Origin of the sequence: Streptomyces sp. NBC_01012, from assembly GCF_045162755.1 — a bacterium.
Taxonomy (GTDB): Bacteria; Actinomycetota; Actinomycetes; order Streptomycetales; family Streptomycetaceae; genus Streptomyces.
This window is the reverse complement of sequence record NZ_CP108688.1, coordinates 6,538,149-6,557,165: the sequence shown is the minus strand read 5'-3', so window position 1 is coordinate 6,557,165 and position 19,017 is coordinate 6,538,149. Positions and strand designations below refer to the sequence as shown.

The following is a 19,017-nucleotide window of genomic DNA, read 5'->3' as shown; positions in this document are numbered from 1 at the left end:
CCGCCGGACCGGCCGTCACGCCGGGTCCGGGTCGGCGTCGGTCGGTTCCAGTTCGCCCGCCGCGATGTCCCAGATCCGCCGGACGACGTCCGGGTCGAGGAGCATCTCGCGGTGGGCGCAGTCGAGCGTGTGCTCCCGTACCTCGCCGGAGACCAAGGGCCGCCAGAGCGCGGCCTTCGCCTCGGAGTCGGCGGAGATCAGCAGCAGGGTGCCGGACGTCTTGCGGGTCCGGTGCGCCAGGAGGATGCGGGTGTTGTTGCGGACGACGCGGAGATACGCCTCGTGCTCCTCGCCGGTGAGCGCACCGGCCACCTTCTCCTCCTGTTCGGCGAAGCCCGCGCGCTGCTCGGCGGTGACGGGGCCGTCCACGGGGCTGGAGTCCAGCAGGATCAGGGCGGCCACCTTCTCGCCCTCGTCCTGGAGCTGGGCCGCCATCTCCTGGACGACGTTGCCGCCGAAGGACCAGCCGAGCAGGTGATACGGGCCTTCGGGCTGCACGGCACGGACCTGCGCGACGTAGTCGGCGGCCATCCGGGCCAGCGACTCGGGCAGTTCCTCCGCGCCCGTGTCCATGCCGCGGGGGCGCAGGGCGTAGAGCGGCTGCTCCCTGGGGGCGGCGTCGGCGAGCCAGCCGTACTCCCAGCCCAGGCCCAGCACGGTGTGGGCGCAGAAGAGCGGAGGCCGTCCGCCGGAGGCACGCATGGGCACCAGCACGTCCGTGGTCCCCTGCCGCCCCTCGATGGAGATCCAGGCCAGCAGGGCGGCGACGGTGGGCGCCTCGAACACGGCGCGGACGGGGACGTCGGCGCCGATGACCACCTTGATGCGGTTGACCAACCGTACGGCGAGCAGGGAGTGGCCGCCGAGGTCGAAGAAGCTCGCGTCGACGCCGACGGGTGAGACTCCGAGTACCTGCTCGAAGACGGAGCACAGCAGTTGTTCGCGGAGTGTGAGGGGGCCCCGGCCGCCGGCCGCGAGGGCGGTGTAGTCGGGGGCGGGCAGGGCGGCCCGGTCCAGCTTGCCGTTGAGGGTGAGCGGCAGCGTGTCCAGCGGCATCAGGACCGGCGGCACCAGGTGTTCCGGGAGCCGGTCGGCCAGGTAGTCCCTGACCCGCCTCTCCAGGTGCGCGCCGTCGTCGGCGGTGGCGGTGGCCGCCGGGACGAAGTAGCCGGCCAGGGCGGGCTCGCCGCCCGGGTCCTCCCGGGTGACGACGGCCGCCTGGGCGATCTCCGGGTGCGCGGCCAGGGTCGCCTCGATCTCGCCCGGTTCGATGCGGAAGCCGCGGATCTTCACCTGGTCGTCCGCGCGGTCCAGGAACTCCAGGTGTCCTCCGGCCGTCCACCGCACGATGTCGCCGGTGCGGTACATCCGCTCGCCGGGGCCTCCGAACGGGCAGGCCACGAAGCGCTCGGAGGTGAGCACCGGCCGGCCCAGGTATCCGCGAGCCAGGCCGTCGCCGGCCACGTACAGTTCGCCGGCGGTGCCGGGGGAAGCGGGCAGCAGGCCGTCGTCGAGGACGTACGCCCGGATGTTGCGCAGGGGGCGTCCGATGGGCACGGTGTCGCCGTCCTGAGCCGCGTCGCACGGCCAGGAGGTGACGGCGATCGACGCCTCGGTGGGGCCGTAGAGGTTGTGCAGCGGCACGCCGAGGACCTCACGGAAGCGGTCGCGCACGGCGGCCGGGAGCGCCTCACCGAGGCAGAGGACCGTCCGCAGGCCGGTGCACCGCCCGGCGGCACCTCCGTCGAGGAACGTCCGCAGCACCGAGGGGACGAACTGGGCGACGGTCACCCCTTCCCGGTCGATGAGTTCGGCGAGGTGGACGGGGTCCGCGTGTGCGCCGGGCCCGCTCAGCACCACCGCGGCGCCGTTCAGCAGGGGCCAGAAGATCTCCCACACCGACGCGTCGAATCCGAACGACGCCCGCTGGAGCACGCGGTCGGTCGGTTCGAGGCGGTACTCCTCCTGCATCCAGGCCAGTTGGTTGACCACGCCGTGGTGGGGGACGCAGACGCCCTTGGGGGTGCCCGTGGAGCCGGAGGTGTACATCACGTAGGCCGGGTGGTGCGGCAGCAGGGGCGTCCCGCGATCGGCATCGGTCACCGGCGCGGATGCCGGGGTGTCCTGGAGACCGATCATCGCGGGTCCGTCGAGGTCGAGCCACCGTGCCGGCGCCGTCGACTCCGTGCCGCCGAGCCGGGCGGTGGTCTCCGCGGTGCTCAGTACCAGGACCGGGGAGGCGTCGGTGAGCACGAGGTCGGTGCGCCGCCGCGGCTGGCCGGGGTCGACGGGCAGGTAGGCGGCGCCGGTCTTGACCACGGCCAGGAGCGCGACGATCTGTTCCACCGACCGTTCGAGGGCCACGCCCACCAGGGTCTCCGGCGCTGCTCCGAGGCCGATCAGGTGCCGGGCGAGCCGGTCGGACCGCTCGTCGAGTTCCGCGTAGGTGACCTGCGTGCTGTCGGAGACCAGGGCGATGCCTCCGGGTGTGCGGGCGGCCTGCCGGGCGAGCAGTCCGGCGAGGGTGTCGTCCGGGAGGGGGCCGGCGGTGTCGTTCCACTCCTCCAGCACGCGCCGCCGTTCGGCGTCGTCGAGGAGGTCGACACGCGCCACCGGCAGGGTGGGGTCGGCGGCCACCTCCTCCAGGACCCTGGTGAGCCGGGCCGCGAGCGTCTCCACCGTGGAGCGGTCGAAGAGTTCGGCCGCGAAGACGACCTCGCCGTCGAGCCCTGCGGGCGCACCGCCTTCGTCGAAGCTCTCCCGGATCTCGAAATCCAGGTCGAACCGGGCCGTCAGGGAACCGGCGCGCTCCTCGCTCACGTGCACGCCGGGCAGGCTGAGTGTGCCCCTGTGGTTGTTCTGTACGGCGAGCATCACCTGGAACAGCGGATTCCGGGCCATGGAGCGAGCCGGGGCCAGTTCCTCCACCAGGCGCTCGAACGGCACGTCCTGATGCTCGAACGCGTCGAGGCCGGCCTCGCGTACCCGGTCGAGCAGTTGCAGGAAGTCGGGGTCGCCCGACAGATCGGTGCGTAGCACCAGGGTGCCCGCGAAGAAGCCGACGAGGTCTTCGAGGGCCTGGTCCGTGCGTCCGGCGACGGGGCTGCCCATCACGATGTCCCGTCCGGCACCGCTCTTGGACAGCAGGACCGCGACAGCCGCGTGCAGCAGCATGAACATGGTCACGCCCTGTCCGAGCGCCAGCTCCGCCAGACGTGCGTGCAGGGGTGCCGGGATGTTCAGCGGCACCAGTCCGGCCCTGTGGTCCGACACCGTCGGGCGGGGCCGGTCCACAGGCAGGGCGAGCTCCTGGGGCGCGCCCCGGAGCCGGTCCTTCCAGTGGGCGACCTGGGTGGCGAGCACGCTGTCCGGGTCGTCCACGTCGCCGAGCAGGTCCCGCTGCCAGAGGGTGTGGTCGGCGTACTGCACGGGCAGCGGCACCCACTCCGGGGCCCGCCCGGCGGCACGCGCCCGGTAGGCCTGCGACAGGTCCCTCCACAGCGGGCCCATCGACCAGCCGTCGCCGGCGATGTGGTGGACGGTGAGCGAGAACACCCACGCGCCGGGGGCCAGAGAGAACAGGGCGGTTTTCAGCGGCAGTTCCGAAGCCAGGTCGAAGGGGTGGGCGGCGAGCGCCGAGAGCGCTTCCGCCAGTTCCTCCTCGGTGACGGCGGTGACGGGCAGGTCCACGGCCACCTGGTCGACGGGCAGGACGTGTTGGGTCGGTTCGTCATCGACCAGGGGGAAGGTGGTGCGCAGGCTCTCGTGCCGGGAGACCACGTCGGCGAGGGCCGTGCGCAGGATCTCGGGGGCCACGTCCCCGGTGAGCCGCAGGACGAGACAGATGTTGTAGAGGTGGTTGGGTCCTTCGATGCGGTCCACGAACCAGAGGCGGCTCTGGCCGTTGGACAGCGGCAGCACGGGTGGGCGCGGCATCGGCACGACGACCGGTCGGACGCGGCCCCCGTCCCGGGTCAGCTGCCGTGCCAGGCCGGAGACGGTCGGGTTCTCGAAGACGGCGGCCACGGAGGTCTCGGCGCCCAGTACGGTACGGATGCGGCTGACCAGCCTTACCGCGAGCAGGGAGTGCCCGCCCAGGGCGAAGAAGTCGTCGTCGATGCCGACGCGGGGCAGGCGCAGCACATCGGCGAAGACGACTCCGAGCAGCTCCTCGTAGGGTGAGGCGGGTCCGCGTTCCACGCTGACGGCGGCCATCGGGTCGGGGGTGGGCAGGCCGGCCCGGTCGACCTTGCCGTTCGGGGTGAGCGGCAGCCGGTCCAGGACGGTCACGAAGGGCGGCACCATGTGGTCAGGCAGCCGGTCGGCGACGAACTCCCGGATGCGGTCGGACAGTTCGGGGCCGGAGACGGCGGGGTCCGCGGGTGCCGCGTAGGCGGCGAGGCGTTTGTCGCCGGGGGTGTCCTCCCTGACCACGACGACGGCCTGGGCGACGTCGGGGTGGGCGGAGACCGTGGCCTCCACCTCTCCTGGTTCGACGCGGAAGCCACCGATCTTGGTCTGGTCGTCGGCCCGCCCGACGAACTCCAGCACACCGTCCGACCGCCACCGCACCAGGTCGCCGGTACGGTACATCCGGGCGCCGCCGTCCTCGAACGGGCAGGCCGTGAAGCGTTCGGCGCTCAGGCCCGGTCGGTGTGTGTAACCGCGGGCGAGACCGTCCCCGGCGATGTACAGCTCGCCGGGGACACCCACGGGGACCGGCTGCAGGGCGGTGTCGAGGACGTAGGCGCGGGTGCGGGCCAGCGGGCGGCCGAGCGGGATCGCACGGCCGCTGTCGACGTCCTCCGGGGTGACGACGTGGGTGTGGGTGTAGGTGATGCTCTCGGTGGGTCCGTATCCGTTCATCAGCCGCACGCCGGGCAGGGCGTCGAACAGGGTGCGGCAGTGTTCGACGGAGAGTGCCTCGCCACCGGTCAGCACGGAGCGGACACCGCGCAGCGCCTCGACGTCGAGGTCGATCACCTGGTGCAGCAGTCCGGTGGGAAGCAGTGCGACGGTCACCCGGTGCCGGGCGAGGAAGTCACGGATGTCCGCGACGGAGGGGGAACCCGGGGGTCCCACGGCGAGGGTGGCACCGTTGAGCAGGGTGGCCCAGATGTCGAAGGTGGTGGAGTCGAAGGAGACCGATCCCAGGTGGGAGACCACGTCCTCGGCACGCACGTCGGCGTAGTCGGCGGGGCGGACGAGGCGGTCCACGGCCCGGTGGGTGGCGACGACGCCCTTGGGAGTGCCGGTGGAGCCTGAGGTGTAGATGGTGTAGGCGGCGGAGTCCAGGTGCGGCGGTGTGGCCGTGGGCACGGCCTTCTCCGCGGCCACCGCGTCCCGGGTCCGTGGGTCGTCGAGGACGACGCACGGCAGGTCCTCGCCGGCCCCGCGCAGCCGGTCCGCGATGTCGCCGGTGGTCAGGAGCGCGACGGGGGCTGCGTCGCGCAGCATCAACTCGACGCGGGCGGTGGGATAGCCGACGTCGACGGGGAGATAGGCACCGCCGGTCTTCAGGACGGCGAGCAGGGCGGTGATCGTCTCCGGCGAGCGCTCCAGGGCGACGGCGACGAGCTGTCCGGGGCCGGCGCCGTGCCGGGTCAGGTACTGGGCGAGCCGGTCGGAGGCGGCGTCGAGTTCGGCGTACGTCATGCGCGCCCCGTCGGCGACCAGGGCGGGAGTGTGCGGGGTGCGGGCGGCCTGGGCCCGGAAGCGGTCGGGCACGGTGGCCGCCGGTTCGGCCCGTTCGGTGCTGTTCCACTCGGTGAGGACGCGGTGGTGCGCGGCGGGGTCGAGCAGTGCGATGTCACGGACCCGCGCGGTGGGATCGGCGACGACAGCGTGCAGGACGAGCAGGAGGCGGTCGACGAGGGCCTCGACGGTCGTGCGGTCGAAGAGGTCGGCGGCGTAGGTGATCCCGCCGTCGGTGCCGGCGGGCCTTCCCTCGTCGTCGAACCGTTCGGCAACATGGAGATCGAGGTCGAACTTGGCGCGGCCCAGCTCGGTCGGGAGCGCCTCGACGTGCAGCCCCGGCAGATCGACGGAGGCGCCGGGCACGTTCTGCACGGCGAGCAGGACCTGGAAGAGGGGGTGGCGGGCCCGGGACCGTGACGGTGCGAGCTCCTCCACCAGTCGCTCGAACGGTATGTCCTGGTGTCCCAGGGCTCCCAGCGCCGACCTGCGGACCCTGCCGAGCACCTCGGCGAAGGTGGGGTCGCCGGAGAGGTCGGTCCGCAGCACGAGGGTGTTGACGAAGAAGCCGATCAGATCGTCGGCGGCCTCGTCGGTACGGCCCGCGACCGGGCTGCCGACGGGAATGTCCTGGCCCGCGCCGAGGCGGGAGAGCAGGACGGCGAGTGCCGCCTGCCACACCATGAAGGTGGTGGTTCCCTGGGTCACGGCGAGTTCCGTCAGGCGTGCGTGCAGCCCGGCCGGGGTGACCATGGGAACCCAGCCGCCCTCGCGGCTCGCCACGGCCGGCCGCGGCCGGTCGGTGGGCAGGGTCAGCTCCTCGGGACTGTCGCTCAGCGCGTCCCGCCAGAAGGCGACCTGCCTGCCGAGGACGCTGTCGGGGTCGTCGCCGTCGCCGAGCAGGTCGCGCTGCCACAGGGCGTGGTCGGCGTACTGCACGGGCAGCGGCTCCCAGCCGGGGGCGTGGCCGGCCAGGCGCGCGGTGTACGCGGTGGAGAGGTCGCGCAGCAGAGGGACCATCGACCAGCCGTCGGCGACGATGTGGTGGGTGAGGAGGACGAGCACCGCTTCTTCGCTGTCCGGTCCGTCCACGTCGAGAAGGGTGGCCCGGACGGGTGGCCCGGCGGTCAGGTCGAAGACGTGACCGGCGGCTTCGGTGATCCGCGCGTCCCGGTCCGCGCGGTCCACGGTCTCGACGGCGAAGTACGGGGGGAAGTCGTCGAGAGAGACGATGTCCTGGTAGGGGTCGCCGTCGGCGTGAAGGAACCGGGTGCGCAGGCTCTCGTGGCGGGTGAGCAGGTCGGTCCAGGCCGCACGGAGCGCGCCGGGGTCCAGCGTGCCGGTCAGCCGCAGCGCGAGCGGGATGTTGTAGAGGGGCCCGGCGGCCTCGAGCCGGTCCACGAACCACAGGCGGCGCTGGGCGTACGAGAGCGGCACCCGTCGGGGCCGGTCGCGGGAGGTGAGCGCGGGTCGCAGGGTGCCGGTGGACACGGCGTCCTCGACGACGGCGGCGAGGCCGGCGACGGTGGACGTCTCGAAGACGGCCTGTACGGGGATCTCGGCGCCGAGGAGGGAGCGGATCCGGCTGACGAGGCGCACGGCCAGCAGCGAGTGGCCCCCGAGCGCGAAGAAGTCGTCGTCCACACCGACCCGGGGGACGTCCAGGACCTGCGCGAAGACGGAGCAGAGGAGTTCCTCGCGCAGGGACGGCGGCCGGCGCGGCGCCCCGGCACTCACCGCGTCGGGGGCGGGCAGGGCCGCGCGGTCCACCTTGCCGTTTGCGGTCAGGGGCAGTTGGTCCAGTACGACGACCGCGTCCGGTACCAGATACTCGGGCAGGTGTCCGGCGACGAACTCGCGTACGTCGAAGAGGGACTCACCGGGCAGGTACGTCACATGGGCCACGAGACGCTTGTCTCCCGGGGTGTCCTCGCGGACCGTGACGACGGCCTGGGCGACGGCGGGGTGAGCGGCCAGGAGCTCCTCGACCTCGCCCGGCTCGACCCGGAAGCCCCGGATCTTCACCTGGTCGTCGGCCCGGGACACGAATTCCAGTGCGCCGTCGGCCCGTCGGCGCACGATGTCGCCGGTGCGGTACATGCGTGCGCCTTCCGTGTCGAAGGGGCAGGCCACGAAACGTTCCGCGGTGAGTCCCGCGCGGGCGACGTAGCCGCGGGCCAGTCCGGCACCGGCGATGTACGCCTCGCCGGCGACGCCCGCGGGGACGGGCCGGAGACTGTCGTCGAGGACGTACACGCCGGTGTTGTCCATGGGGCGGCCGATCGACACGGCGTCGCCCAGGGTGTCGGGGTCGGTGAGCGCGATCTGCGTGGCGATGACGGTCGACTCGGTCGGTCCGTAGCTGCTGCGGACGACGATGCCGGGGACCGCTTCGAGGACCCGGCGGACCGCCTCCTTGGGGACGATGTCGGCGCCGGTGAGCACGTCGTGGACGCCGGTGAAGGCGGCGGGGTCCTCCTCGGCGATGACCCGGAACAGGCCGGCGGTCAGATGGGCGTGGGTGAGTCCGTGGTCGGCGACGAGCCCGCGGAGGCGGGCCGCGTCGGTCCGCCCGGGTGGAGTGACGACGAGGGCGCCGCCGGTGAGCAGCCGTACCCACACCTCGACCGTGGAGCCGTCGAAGGTGTGCGGTGCGGCGAACATGCCTCGGGCGGTGCCGGAGAACTGCCAGCAGCGGTCGCCGGCGAGGTCCACGATGTCGCGGTGGGTGGTTCCGATGCCCTTGGGTTCGCCGGTGGAGCCGGAGGTGAACATGATGTAGGCGAGCTGGTCAGGCAGGCTGCGTCCGGCGACGGTGCCGGCCGGCCGGTCCGCCCATGCGGAGTCTCCCTCGTCGGCGACGACGACGGTGGCGAACATGCCGCGTGCCGCATCGGCGTGGCGTCCGTCGGCCAGGCACATCCCGGCTCCGGCGAGGGCGGCCATCTCGGCACTGCGGGTGGCCGGTTGGGTGGGGTCGAGCGTGAGGTAGGCCCCACCGGCCTTGAGGACCGCCAGCAGGGTGGTGACCACGTCCGGGGAGCGGTCCATGACGACGGCGACCACGGTCTCCGGTCCGACACCGAGATCCATGAGGTGGTGGGCGAGCCGGTTCGAGCGTGCCTCCAGCTGTCCGTAGGTGACCTGTTCGGCACCGGTGTCGAGGGCGATCGCCTTCGGGGCGCGGGAGGCCCGGATGGTGAACACCTCGGGGACGGTGAGCGCCAGGGTGTCGCTGCGGGGTCCGTTCGACTCGGTGAGCAGACGGCGCCGCTCGGCGGGGTCGAAGACGTCGATGCGGGAGATCTGCCGGGCGGGGTCGGCGGTGACGGCGTCCAGGACGCGCAGCAGCCGGGCGACGAGGGTCTCGGCGGTGGAGTGGTCGAAGAGATCCGTGGCGTAGGTGAGGCCGCCGGCCATGCCGTTCGGTGCGCCGTCCTCGTCGTGGAGCTCGACGACCTGGACGTCGAGGTCGACCTTGGCCGTGGTGGGTTTTCCGGGCCCCGCGTCCGAGTCGAGGCCGTCGAGCGTGACGGGGGCCTGCGGCATGTTCTGTACGGCGACCAGGACCTGGAAGAAGGGCACCCGGTCGGTGTAGCGGGCGGGTGCCAGCTTCTCCACGAGCCGGTCGAAGGGGACGTCCTGGTGGTCGAGGGCGTCCAGTGCCGTCGTCCGCACCCGGGCGAGTACGTCGGTGAAGGCGGGGTCGCCGGACAGATCGGTGCGCAGGACGAGGGTGTTGAGGAAGAATCCGACCAGGTCCTCCAGCGACGCGTCGGTGCGTCCCGCGACCGGGCTGCCCAGCGGGATGTCATCCCCCGCGCCCAGCCGCGACAGCAGCACGGCCACCGCCGCCTGCCACACCATGAACATGGTCACACCCTCGGCCAGGGCCAGCTTCACCATCCTCGCGTGCAGTTCGGCGGGCACCTCGATGTCGGCCCAGCCACCGCCACGCCCGGGCCTCGCCGGCCGGGGCCGGTCGAACGGCAGGGCCAATTCGTGGGGGACGCCGTCGAGAGTGGCCCGCCAGTGCTCGACCTCTGCGGTGAGACGGCTGTCGGAGGCCTCCTCGTCGCCGAGCAGGTCCCGCTGCCAGAGGGTGTAGTCGGCGTACTGCACGGGCAACGGCTCCCAGCCCGGGGCATGGCCGGCCCGGCGCGCGGCGTACGCGGCCGACAGATCCCGCCACAGAGGCGCAAGCGACCACCCGTCACCCGCGATGTGATGCACCACCAGGACAAGGACAGAACTCTCCTCGTCCACCGTCAACAGAGTCGCACGCAGCGGCAGCTCACCAGCCAGATCGAAGACATACCCACAGCACTCCTCGACCCGCCCCTCCAACTCATCCCCCCGAACAGGAACCACAGGAAGCTCCACCCGCGCCTCACCCACCGGCACAATCTCCTGATACGGCTCCCCCTCCACCTGCGGAAACCGCGTCCGCAACGCCTCGTGCCGCACCACCACATCACCCAACGCAGCACCCAGAGCAGCACCATCCACCCGCCCCGACAACCGCACCACCAACGGAATGTTGTACAGCGCGCTCGCACCCTCCAACCGGTCCACGAACCACAACCGACGCTGCGCATACGACAACGGCAACCGACCGGGCCGCACCCCCACCGACACCGCAGGCCGCACACCGACCCCCGTCGCCTCGTCCAGCCTGGCGGCCAGTCCGACCACGGTCGGTGTCTCGAAGAGGTCCCGCACGCGCAGTTCGACTCCGAGGACCGCGCGGATGCGGCTCACCAGGCGCACGGCCTGGAGGGAGTGGCCTCCGAGGGCGAAGAAGTCGTCGTCCGCGAGGACCTCCTCCACGCCGAGTACGTGGGCGAAGGCGGTGCGGAGCAGTTCCTCGCGCAGCCCTGTTCCGCGCCGGGCGGGGGCGGTGACGGACGGCGGTGCGTCCGTCACCGGTGCTGTTCCGGTGCCGGGCGCCACGATGCGTACACGTCCCTCCTCATCCCAGCGGGCATGTGCTCCGGTGGGTCGCATGGTGGACTCCTCCTCGGTGAACGGGCAGGCGACCGCGTCGTCCGTGGTCCCGTCGCAGGTCGTGTAGAGCCGGCCGGTCATGCCGGGCGGAACGGGCGTGAGCCGGTCGTCGAGGATGTAGACCCGGGCGTCCGGGCCGCCGATCTCGGGCTGTTGACCGGACCAGTCCCGCAGCAGCCGCCGCTCGGCCTCGTCGAGTACGTCGACGGTGTGCACGGGCCGTCCGGGAGCGGTGGCCACGGCGTCGAGGACGCGCAACAGCCGGGCGGCCAGGGCCTCTGCGGTGGTGCGGTCGAAGAGGTCGGCGGCATAGACGAGTTCCCCCTCCATGCCGGTGGGACGTCCGTCGGCGTCGAAGCGCTCGGCGACCTGCAGGTCGAGGTCGAACTTGGCGTCGCGGACCGCGTAGGGCAGTACTTCCACGTCCACTCCGTCCAGTTCCGGGACGAGGAGGGGCGTGGACTGCACTTCCAGGACGGTCTGGAAGAGGGGGTGGCGGCCCATCGAACGGGGCGGTGCCAGCTCCTCCACGAGGCGCTCGAACGGGACTTCCTGATGGTGCAGTGCACCCAGTGCGTCCCGGCGGACCCGGGCGAGTACGTCGGTGAAGGCGGGGTCGCCGGACAGATCGGTGCGCAGCACCAGTGTGTTGACGAAGAGACCGACCAGGTCCTCCAGCGACGCGTCGGTGCGTCCCGCGACCGGGCTGCCCAGCGGGATGTCATCCCCCGCGCCCAGCCGCGACAGCAGCACGGCCACCGCCGCCTGCCACACCATGAACATGGTCACACCCTCGGCCAGGGCCAGTTCCGCCATCCGCGCGTGCAGTTCGGCAGGTACACGGACGGGTATCGCCGCGCCCCGGTGGCTTTCGACGGAAGGGCGCGGCCGGTCCCTGGGAAGCGCGAGTTCCTCGGGGGCACCCCCAAGCGTCGTGCGCCAGTGTGAGGTCTGCTCCGCCAGCACGCTCTCGGGGTCTCCGGCGTCGCCGAGCAGGTCCCGCTGCCAGAGGGTGTAGTCGGCGTACTGCACGGGCAACGGCTCCCAGCCCGGGGCATGGCCGGCCCGGCGCGCGGCGTACGCGGCCGACAGATCCCGCCACAGAGGCGCAAGCGACCACCCGTCACCCGCGATGTGATGCACCACCAGGACAAGGACAGAACTCTCCTCGTCCACCGTCAACAGAGTCGCACGCAGCGGCAGCTCACCAGCCAGATCGAAGACATACCCACAGCACTCCTCGACCCGCCCCTCCAACTCATCCCCCCGAACAGGAACCACAGGAAGCTCCACCCGCGCCTCACCCACCGGCACAATCTCCTGATACGGCTCCCCCTCCACCTGCGGAAACCGCGTCCGCAACGCCTCGTGCCGCACCACCACATCACCCAACGCAGCACCCAGAGCAGCACCATCCACCCGCCCCGACAACCGCACCACCAACGGAATGTTGTACAGCGCGCTCGCACCCTCCAACCGGTCCACGAACCACAACCGACGCTGCGCATACGACAACGGCAACCGACCGGGCCGCACCCCCACCGACACCGCAGGCCGCACACCGACCCCCGTCCACTCCCCCATGCGCGCTGCGAGTCGCGCCGCCGTGGGCGCCTCGAAGACCGCGTGCACCGGGATCTCGACGCCCAGGACGGCGCGGACGCGGCTCACCAGGCGCACGGCGAGCAGCGAGTGCCCGCCGAGCGCGAAGAAGTCGTCGCCCGCACCGACCCGCGGCAGGCCCAGGACCTGCGCCATGGCCGCGCACAGGAGTTCGTCGTACGTACCCGTGGGACGCGCGACGCCGGCACCGGTGGCGGGGTCCGGGGCGGGCAGCGCGGCCCGGTCGAGCTTGCCGTTGACCGACAGTGGCAGCCGGTCCATGGACACGAACGCGGCCGGCACCAGATGGGCCGGGAGCCGGGCCGCGAGGTACTCGCGCAGCAGGGCCGGCAGACCGGTGGCGCCGGGGTCGCTCGGCACGACGTAAGCGACGAGGCGCCTGTCGCTCGGGGCGCCGGGAACGTCGTCGCGGGCGATGACGGCGGCGTGGGCGACGCCTTCGTGCTCGGTGAGCCGGGTCTCGATCTCACCAGGTTCGATACGGAAGCCGCGGATCTTGACCTGGTCGTCGGCGCGCCCGGTGTACAGCAGGCGCCCCTCGGAGGTGCGCCGGGCCCTGTCGCCGGTACGGTACATACGGGTTCCGAACGCTCCGTGAGGGTCGGCCACGAAGCGCTCGGCGCTGAGTCCGGGCCGGTCGAGGTAGCCGCGGGCCACTCCGGCGCCGGCGACGTACAGGTCGCCGTCGACGCCGTCCGGGACCGGCTGGAGGCGGGCGTCGAGGACGTAGAGGCGGACGCCTGGCAGCGGGCCGCCGATGGTGGGAGCGTCACCGGGGCGCAGGGGACCGTCTGCGGCGGCGATGACCGTGATCTCGGTCGGGCCGTAGGCGTTGCCGAACCAGCGGTCGGCGCCCCAACGGTCCACCAGCGTCCGGCCGAGTGCCTCGCCGGCCACCAGCAGCGTGCGTACGCCGGCCAGCCGGTGGTCGTCCTCGACCATGCCGAGAACGGTGGGCGGGAGTTGCAGGTGGGTGACGGCGTGCCGTTCGACGAGGTCCTCGAGGCCACCGCGGGGCAGCAGCCGGGCGGCGGGCGCCATGACCAGGCAGGCTCCGGCGGCGAAGGCCGTCATGATCTCCCAGGTCGCGACGTCGAAGCCGATCGAGGCGAACTGCAGCAGACGGCTGTCGGCGGTCAGACCGGGCCAGCGGAACGCGAGGAGGTTGACCGCTCCGGAGTGCGGGACGACGACGCCCTTGGGGGTGCCGGTGGACCCGGAGGTGTAGATGACGTACGCCGGGTGGGCGGGGTGGAGCGGGGTGGAGCGCTCGCCCTGGGTGACCGGATGCGCGGACAGTGCCGCGACCGCGGAACGTACGGCGGGGTCGTCCACGACGATCGCCGCCGGGGCGTCCACGGGCACGGCCCCGGCGTGTGCGGTGCGGGTGAGCACGGCCACGGGCGCGGCGTCGCCGCACAGGTGGGCGATGCGTTCGGCGGGCTGGTCCGGGTCGACGGGTACGTACGCGGCACCGGACTTGAGGATCGCGAGGAGAGCGACGACAAGGTCGGGCGAGCGGTCCATGAGGAGCAGGACCCGGCCCTCGGGACCGATGCCGTGCCCGATCAGGTGGCGGGCCAGCCGGTTGGCGCGGGCGTCGAGCTCGGCGTAGTCGAGGTGTTCGGTTCCGCCGAGCCCCTCTCCGCGTCCGTCCCCGTGGTCCGCGGACGTGTTCTCGTGGTCGAAGGCGAGTGCCGGGGCGTGCGGGGTGGCGGCCGCCCGGTCGGCGAAGAGGGCGTCGAGGGTGGGGACCGGACCGGGCGCGACGGTGTCGTTCCACTCGGTGAGGATGCGGTGCCGCTCGGCGGCCGGCAGTACGTCGAGGTCGGCCAGCGGGGTGTCCGGAGCCTGTTCGAGGGCGTCTACGACGCGCTCGGCGGTGGCGTGCAGCAGCCGGGTGACAAGGTCCGGGTCGACGGAGGCCGCGGCCTGGACGTCGAACGCGAGTGCCGTGCCGTCGTCGTCGACGGAGACGGTCAGCGGATAGTCGGTGCGCTCCCGGAAGGCGAGGAGCTCCGTGCCGGGCGGCAGGACCGAGCCGGGGCCGCCCTCGGTGTTGTGCCGGTAGTTGAGCACTGCGGTGAACAGCGGCGCGGGTGCCCGCACACCGCCGGCCCGCTGGGCGACGGCGAGCGAGGCGTGCTCGTGCACCAGGAGCTCTGCGAGCTGGTGGTGCATGGCGTGGACCGCTCCGGCCACGTCGGTGCCGGCGGTGCGGGCGCGGACCGGGAGGGTGTTGATGAACAGGCCGGGCACGTCGCCGGCGCCGTCGCCCGCCTGCATGCGTCCGAGGAGGAGGGTGCCGAAGACGACGTCGTCCCGTCCGGACACGGCGGCGAGGACCCGGGACCACACGACGTGCAGGACGGTCGCGGCGCTCACTCCGGCGCGACGGGCCTGGTCCCGCAGGCGGGCTGTCACCCGTTGGTCGAGGACGGTGCGGCGTTCGGTGACGTCGGTACCGCTGCCCCGCACCTCCCGTACGCCGAAGGGGACGGTGGGTTCGGTGACATCGCCGAGGAGCCGGCCGAAATAGGCGCTGTGTTCCTCGGCGGGGGTGCTCAGCAGTGCCTGTCCGACGAAGTCGCGGTAGGGGCGGGGAGCGGGCAGGCCGTCGCCGCGGCCGGCGAGTACGGCGGTCGTCTCGCGCAGCACCAGGTCGAGCGTGGTGTGGTCCTGGGTGATGTGGTGCATACGGACGGCGAGGAGCCGGCGGCCGGTGCCGGGCTCGGTGGCGGTCCGGGCATCCATCAGCGGGGCACTGCGCAGGTCCAGCGGCTCGTCGCCGTGGGCCAGCAGGCGTTCGACGGGGACCGGCCCGTCTCCCAGGTCGGTCTCGGTGACGGGCAGTTCCGCGTGCCGGTGCACGACCTGCACGGGGTGCGGCAGGTCCGTCCAGGCGAGGGAGGTGCGCAGGACGTCGTGCCGGTCGATGACCTGGGACAGGGCAGCGAGGAAGGCGTCCAGGAGCTGCGCGGTGTCGAATCCCAGGACGTAGCGGACGACATAGGCGTCCTGGTCGCCGGTGCCCGTGTGGGCGTCGCTCATGGTTCCGGACCCGGTGGTGCGCGCTCCGGCGTGGAACCGGTGGTGGAAGAAGAGCCCCTCCTGGAGGGGCCCCAGGGGGTAGACGTCGGCTACACCGGCCGCGCCGTCGGGCAAAGCGTCGGTGAGGGTGCGCAGCTCGTCCTCGGTGAGACCGGCGAGGGGGACCATCTCCGGGGTGAGGTGTGCGGCACCGGGCGGCACGGTGCCCTCGGGGACCCGGACGGGTTCGGGACCCGCGACGGTGGCCAGCCGGGCAGGCGTCGGGGCGGTGAACAAGGTCCGCATGTCGACGCGGACGCCCTGGGCACGGAGGTGGTCGAGGAGGCGCACGGCGAGCATGGAGTGTCCGCCGAGCGCGAAGAAGTCGTCGTCGGCTCCGACCTCGGGCAGGTCCAGGACATCGGCGAAGGCCGTGCAGAGGATCTGCTCGCGCACGGTCGCGGGGCCTCGTCCGCGAACCGTGGTGCTCTCCCGGCCGGGGGCGGGCAGCGCGGCACGGTCGAGTTTGCCGTTGACGGTGAGCGGGAGCCGCGCCAACGGCACGCAGCCGGAGGGCACCATGTGGGCGGGCAGCACCGCCGCCGCGTACTCACGCGCCCGGCGTGCCAGGTCCGCACCGTCCTCGCCGGTGGCACCGGCCGGGTCGCGGGGGACGACGTAGCCGACGAGGCGCCGGTCACCGGGGGTGTCGGTGCGGAGCACGACGGCGGCCTGGGCCACCTGCGGGTGGCCGAGCAGGGCGGCCTCCACCTCGCCGGGCTCGATGCGGAAGCCGCGCAGTTTCACCTGGTCGTCGGTGCGGCCCAGGTAGGTGAGGGTTCCGTCGGTGGCGCGGCGGGCCCGGTCGCCCGTGCGGTACATCCGCTCGCCCGGTTCGTAGGGGCAGGCCACGAAGCGTGCGGCGGTCGTTCCGGGCCGCTCCAGATAGCCGCGGGCCAATCCGGAACCGGTGACGTACATCTCCCCGGGCACGCCGGGCGGCACGGGCCGCAGCGCGTCGTCGAGGACGTACACGCGGGTGTGGTCGAGGGGGCGTCCTACGGGGCTGCCGCCGTGCGTGCCGGGCGCGCCGCGGTTGCCGGCGTCCAGGTCGAGGTGGGTGACGTGCACGGTCGTCTCGGTGATGCCGTACATGTTCACCAGGCGCGGGCCTTCGGCACCGTGACGGGCGTGCCAGTCCGTGAGCCGCGCGGGGTCCAGGGCCTCGCCTCCGAACACCACGAGGCGTAGCCGTGCGTCGAGCGCCGCGGTGTCCTTTCGGGCATCGGCCCGGTCGAGTTGCTGGAAGGCGGAAGGCGTCTGGCTGAGGACGCTGACGCCCTCGCGGACCAGGAGGGCGTGGAAGTCCGCCGGGGAGCGGGAGGTGTCATGGCCGACGACGACGAGCCGGCCGCCGGTGAGGAGCGCACCCCACAGCTCCCACACCGAGAAGTCGAAGGCGTAGGAGTGGAACCAGGTCCACACGTCGTCGGTGCCGAAGCCGTACCGGTCGGCGGCGGACCGCAGCAGCGCGGTCACCTGTGAGTGGGCGACCACGACTCCCTTGGGCGTTCCGGTGGAACCCGAGGTGTGGATGACGTAGGCCGGATGGCCGGGCCGCAGGAAGGCGCGGCGTTCCTCCTGGGCGAGCGCACCGGCGTCCCTCGCGTCGACGGCGGTGCGGACGTCCTGGTCGTCGAGCAGGACGCGGCGCAGGCCCGAAGGAGCGACGGCGTGTGCGGCGGTGTCTGCCGTCGTGAGCAGGAGGGTGGGAGCGGAGTCGGTGAGGAGTGCGTCGATCCGGGCGGCCGGGTACGCCGGGTCGAGCGGGAGGTACGCCGCACCCGCCTTCATGACGGCGAGCAACGCGACGACCAGGCCGGGAGCACGGTCCAGCGACACCGCGACGCGGGTCTCGGGTCCGGCGCCGCACGCGACGAGTTGGCGGGCGAGGCGGTTGGACTCGGCGTCCAGCTCGGCGTAGGTCAGGCTGTTCTCGTCGTGGGTCACGGCTGTCGCCTCGGGATGGGCGGCGGCCCTGGCGGCGAAGAGGTCGGGCACGGTCGCCCCGGGCGGCGGGGCGGTGGTGTCGCCCGCGGCGGCCGGCAGCGTCTCGCGTTCGTCGCACGAGAGGACGTCGACGGCGTGCAGCGCGAGGTGCGGGGTGCGCGCGGCCTGCCGCAGAACCCGCAGGAGCCGGCCGGCGAGGGTTTCGACCGTGGTGCGGTCGAACAGGTCGGCGGAGTAGTGGAGTTCGACGCGCTGACCGGCAGGCCGACCCTGTTCGTCGAAGTGTTCCAGGACCTGGAGGTCGAGGTCGTACTTGGCCAGTGTCAGGTCCGCGAAGTCCGCGACGGCCGTCAGGCCGGGCAGGTCGACCCGGGCCTGTGGGGTGTTGTGCAGGGTGAGGTTGACCTGGAAGAGGGGGTGCCGGGTCGGTGACCGGACCGGGGCGAGTTCCTCCACCAGCCGCTCGAAGGGCACGTCCTGGTGGTTCATGGCACCGGCTGTCGCGACGCGCACCCGCCGGACGACCTCGGTGAAGGCGGGATCGCCGGTCAGGTCGGTGCGCAGGACGAGGGTGTTCACGAAGAATCCGACGAGGTCTTCGAGGTCGGCCTCGTCGCGTCCGGCGAACGGACTGCCGATGGGGATGTCGTCGCCGGCTCCGAGCTTGGAGAGCAGTACGGCGACCGCGGCGTGCCAGACCATGAACATGGTGGCGTTCTCGGCACGCGCGACGTCGGCGAGGAGGGCGTGCAGGTCGGCCGGGATGTCGAGGCGTACGGTGCCTCCGTCGTGGGCGGATGCTCCGGGCCGCGGCCGGTCGGTGGGCAGCTGGATTTCCTCGGGGGCGTCGGCCAGCGCCGTGCGCCAGTGGGCGAGTTGCTCGGCGAGCAGGCTTCCGGGGTCATCGGCGTCGCCGAGCAGTTCGCGCTGCCACAGGGTGTAGTCGGCGTACTGCACGGGCAGCGGCGCGAGGTCGGGCTCGGCCCCGGCCAGGCGCGCGGTGTAGGCGGCGGAGAGGTCACGCCAGAGCGGGGCGGCGGACCAGCCGTCGGCGGCGATGTGGTGCAGGGCGATCACGAGCGCCGACGTCCGGTCGTCGACGGTGAGCAGCCGGGCGTGGAAGGGGATGCCGGCCGTCAGGTCGAAGACGTGACGGCCGGTGCGGCCGATCTCGGCCTCCAGCTCGTCGGCCGGTACCTCGTCCACGGTCAGCAGGTCGGGAAGCGCGACGGCGGGCACGATCTCCTGCACGGGTTCGCCGTCGACCTGGGGGAACCGGGTGCGCAGCGCCTCGTGGCGGGTCACCACGTCGTGCAGGGCCGCCCGCAGGGCCGTCACGTCCGGCCGCCCGGAGAGCCGCAGGACCAGCGGGACGACGTAGAGGGCGCTCGGGCCTTCCAGCCGGTCCACGAGCCACAGCCGGCGTTGCGCGTACGACGCAGGAATCACGTGCACTCCTCAGTGCTGGCCGGGCTGTCCGTTGCATCCGCGCGGGCCGTCCACGCGGACGTGTTGCGACCCTGTGCGGGCAGTAGAGATGGTGCTGAGGAGCTGGGGTCCGCAGCATCGGTGGGAGCCACAGTTACGAGCGGCGTCGGCGGTGCGGCACCCGACGGCGGTGCCGGTCGTCCGCGCGCGGGCGGCCATGTGTCC

The 19,017-nt window shown here is 72.7% G+C and carries 1 protein-coding gene; it reads right to left on the bottom strand.

Annotated features, from left to right (window positions below; genetic code table 11):
• Positions 1-15: 15 nt before the first annotated feature.
• Positions 16-18,813: a non-ribosomal peptide synthase/polyketide synthase gene (locus tag OG623_RS29320; RefSeq protein ID WP_406150557.1), complete on the bottom strand. Its 18,798-nt coding sequence runs from the start codon at positions 18,811-18,813 to the stop codon at positions 16-18.
• Between the last annotated feature and the right edge of the window lie 204 nt (positions 18,814-19,017).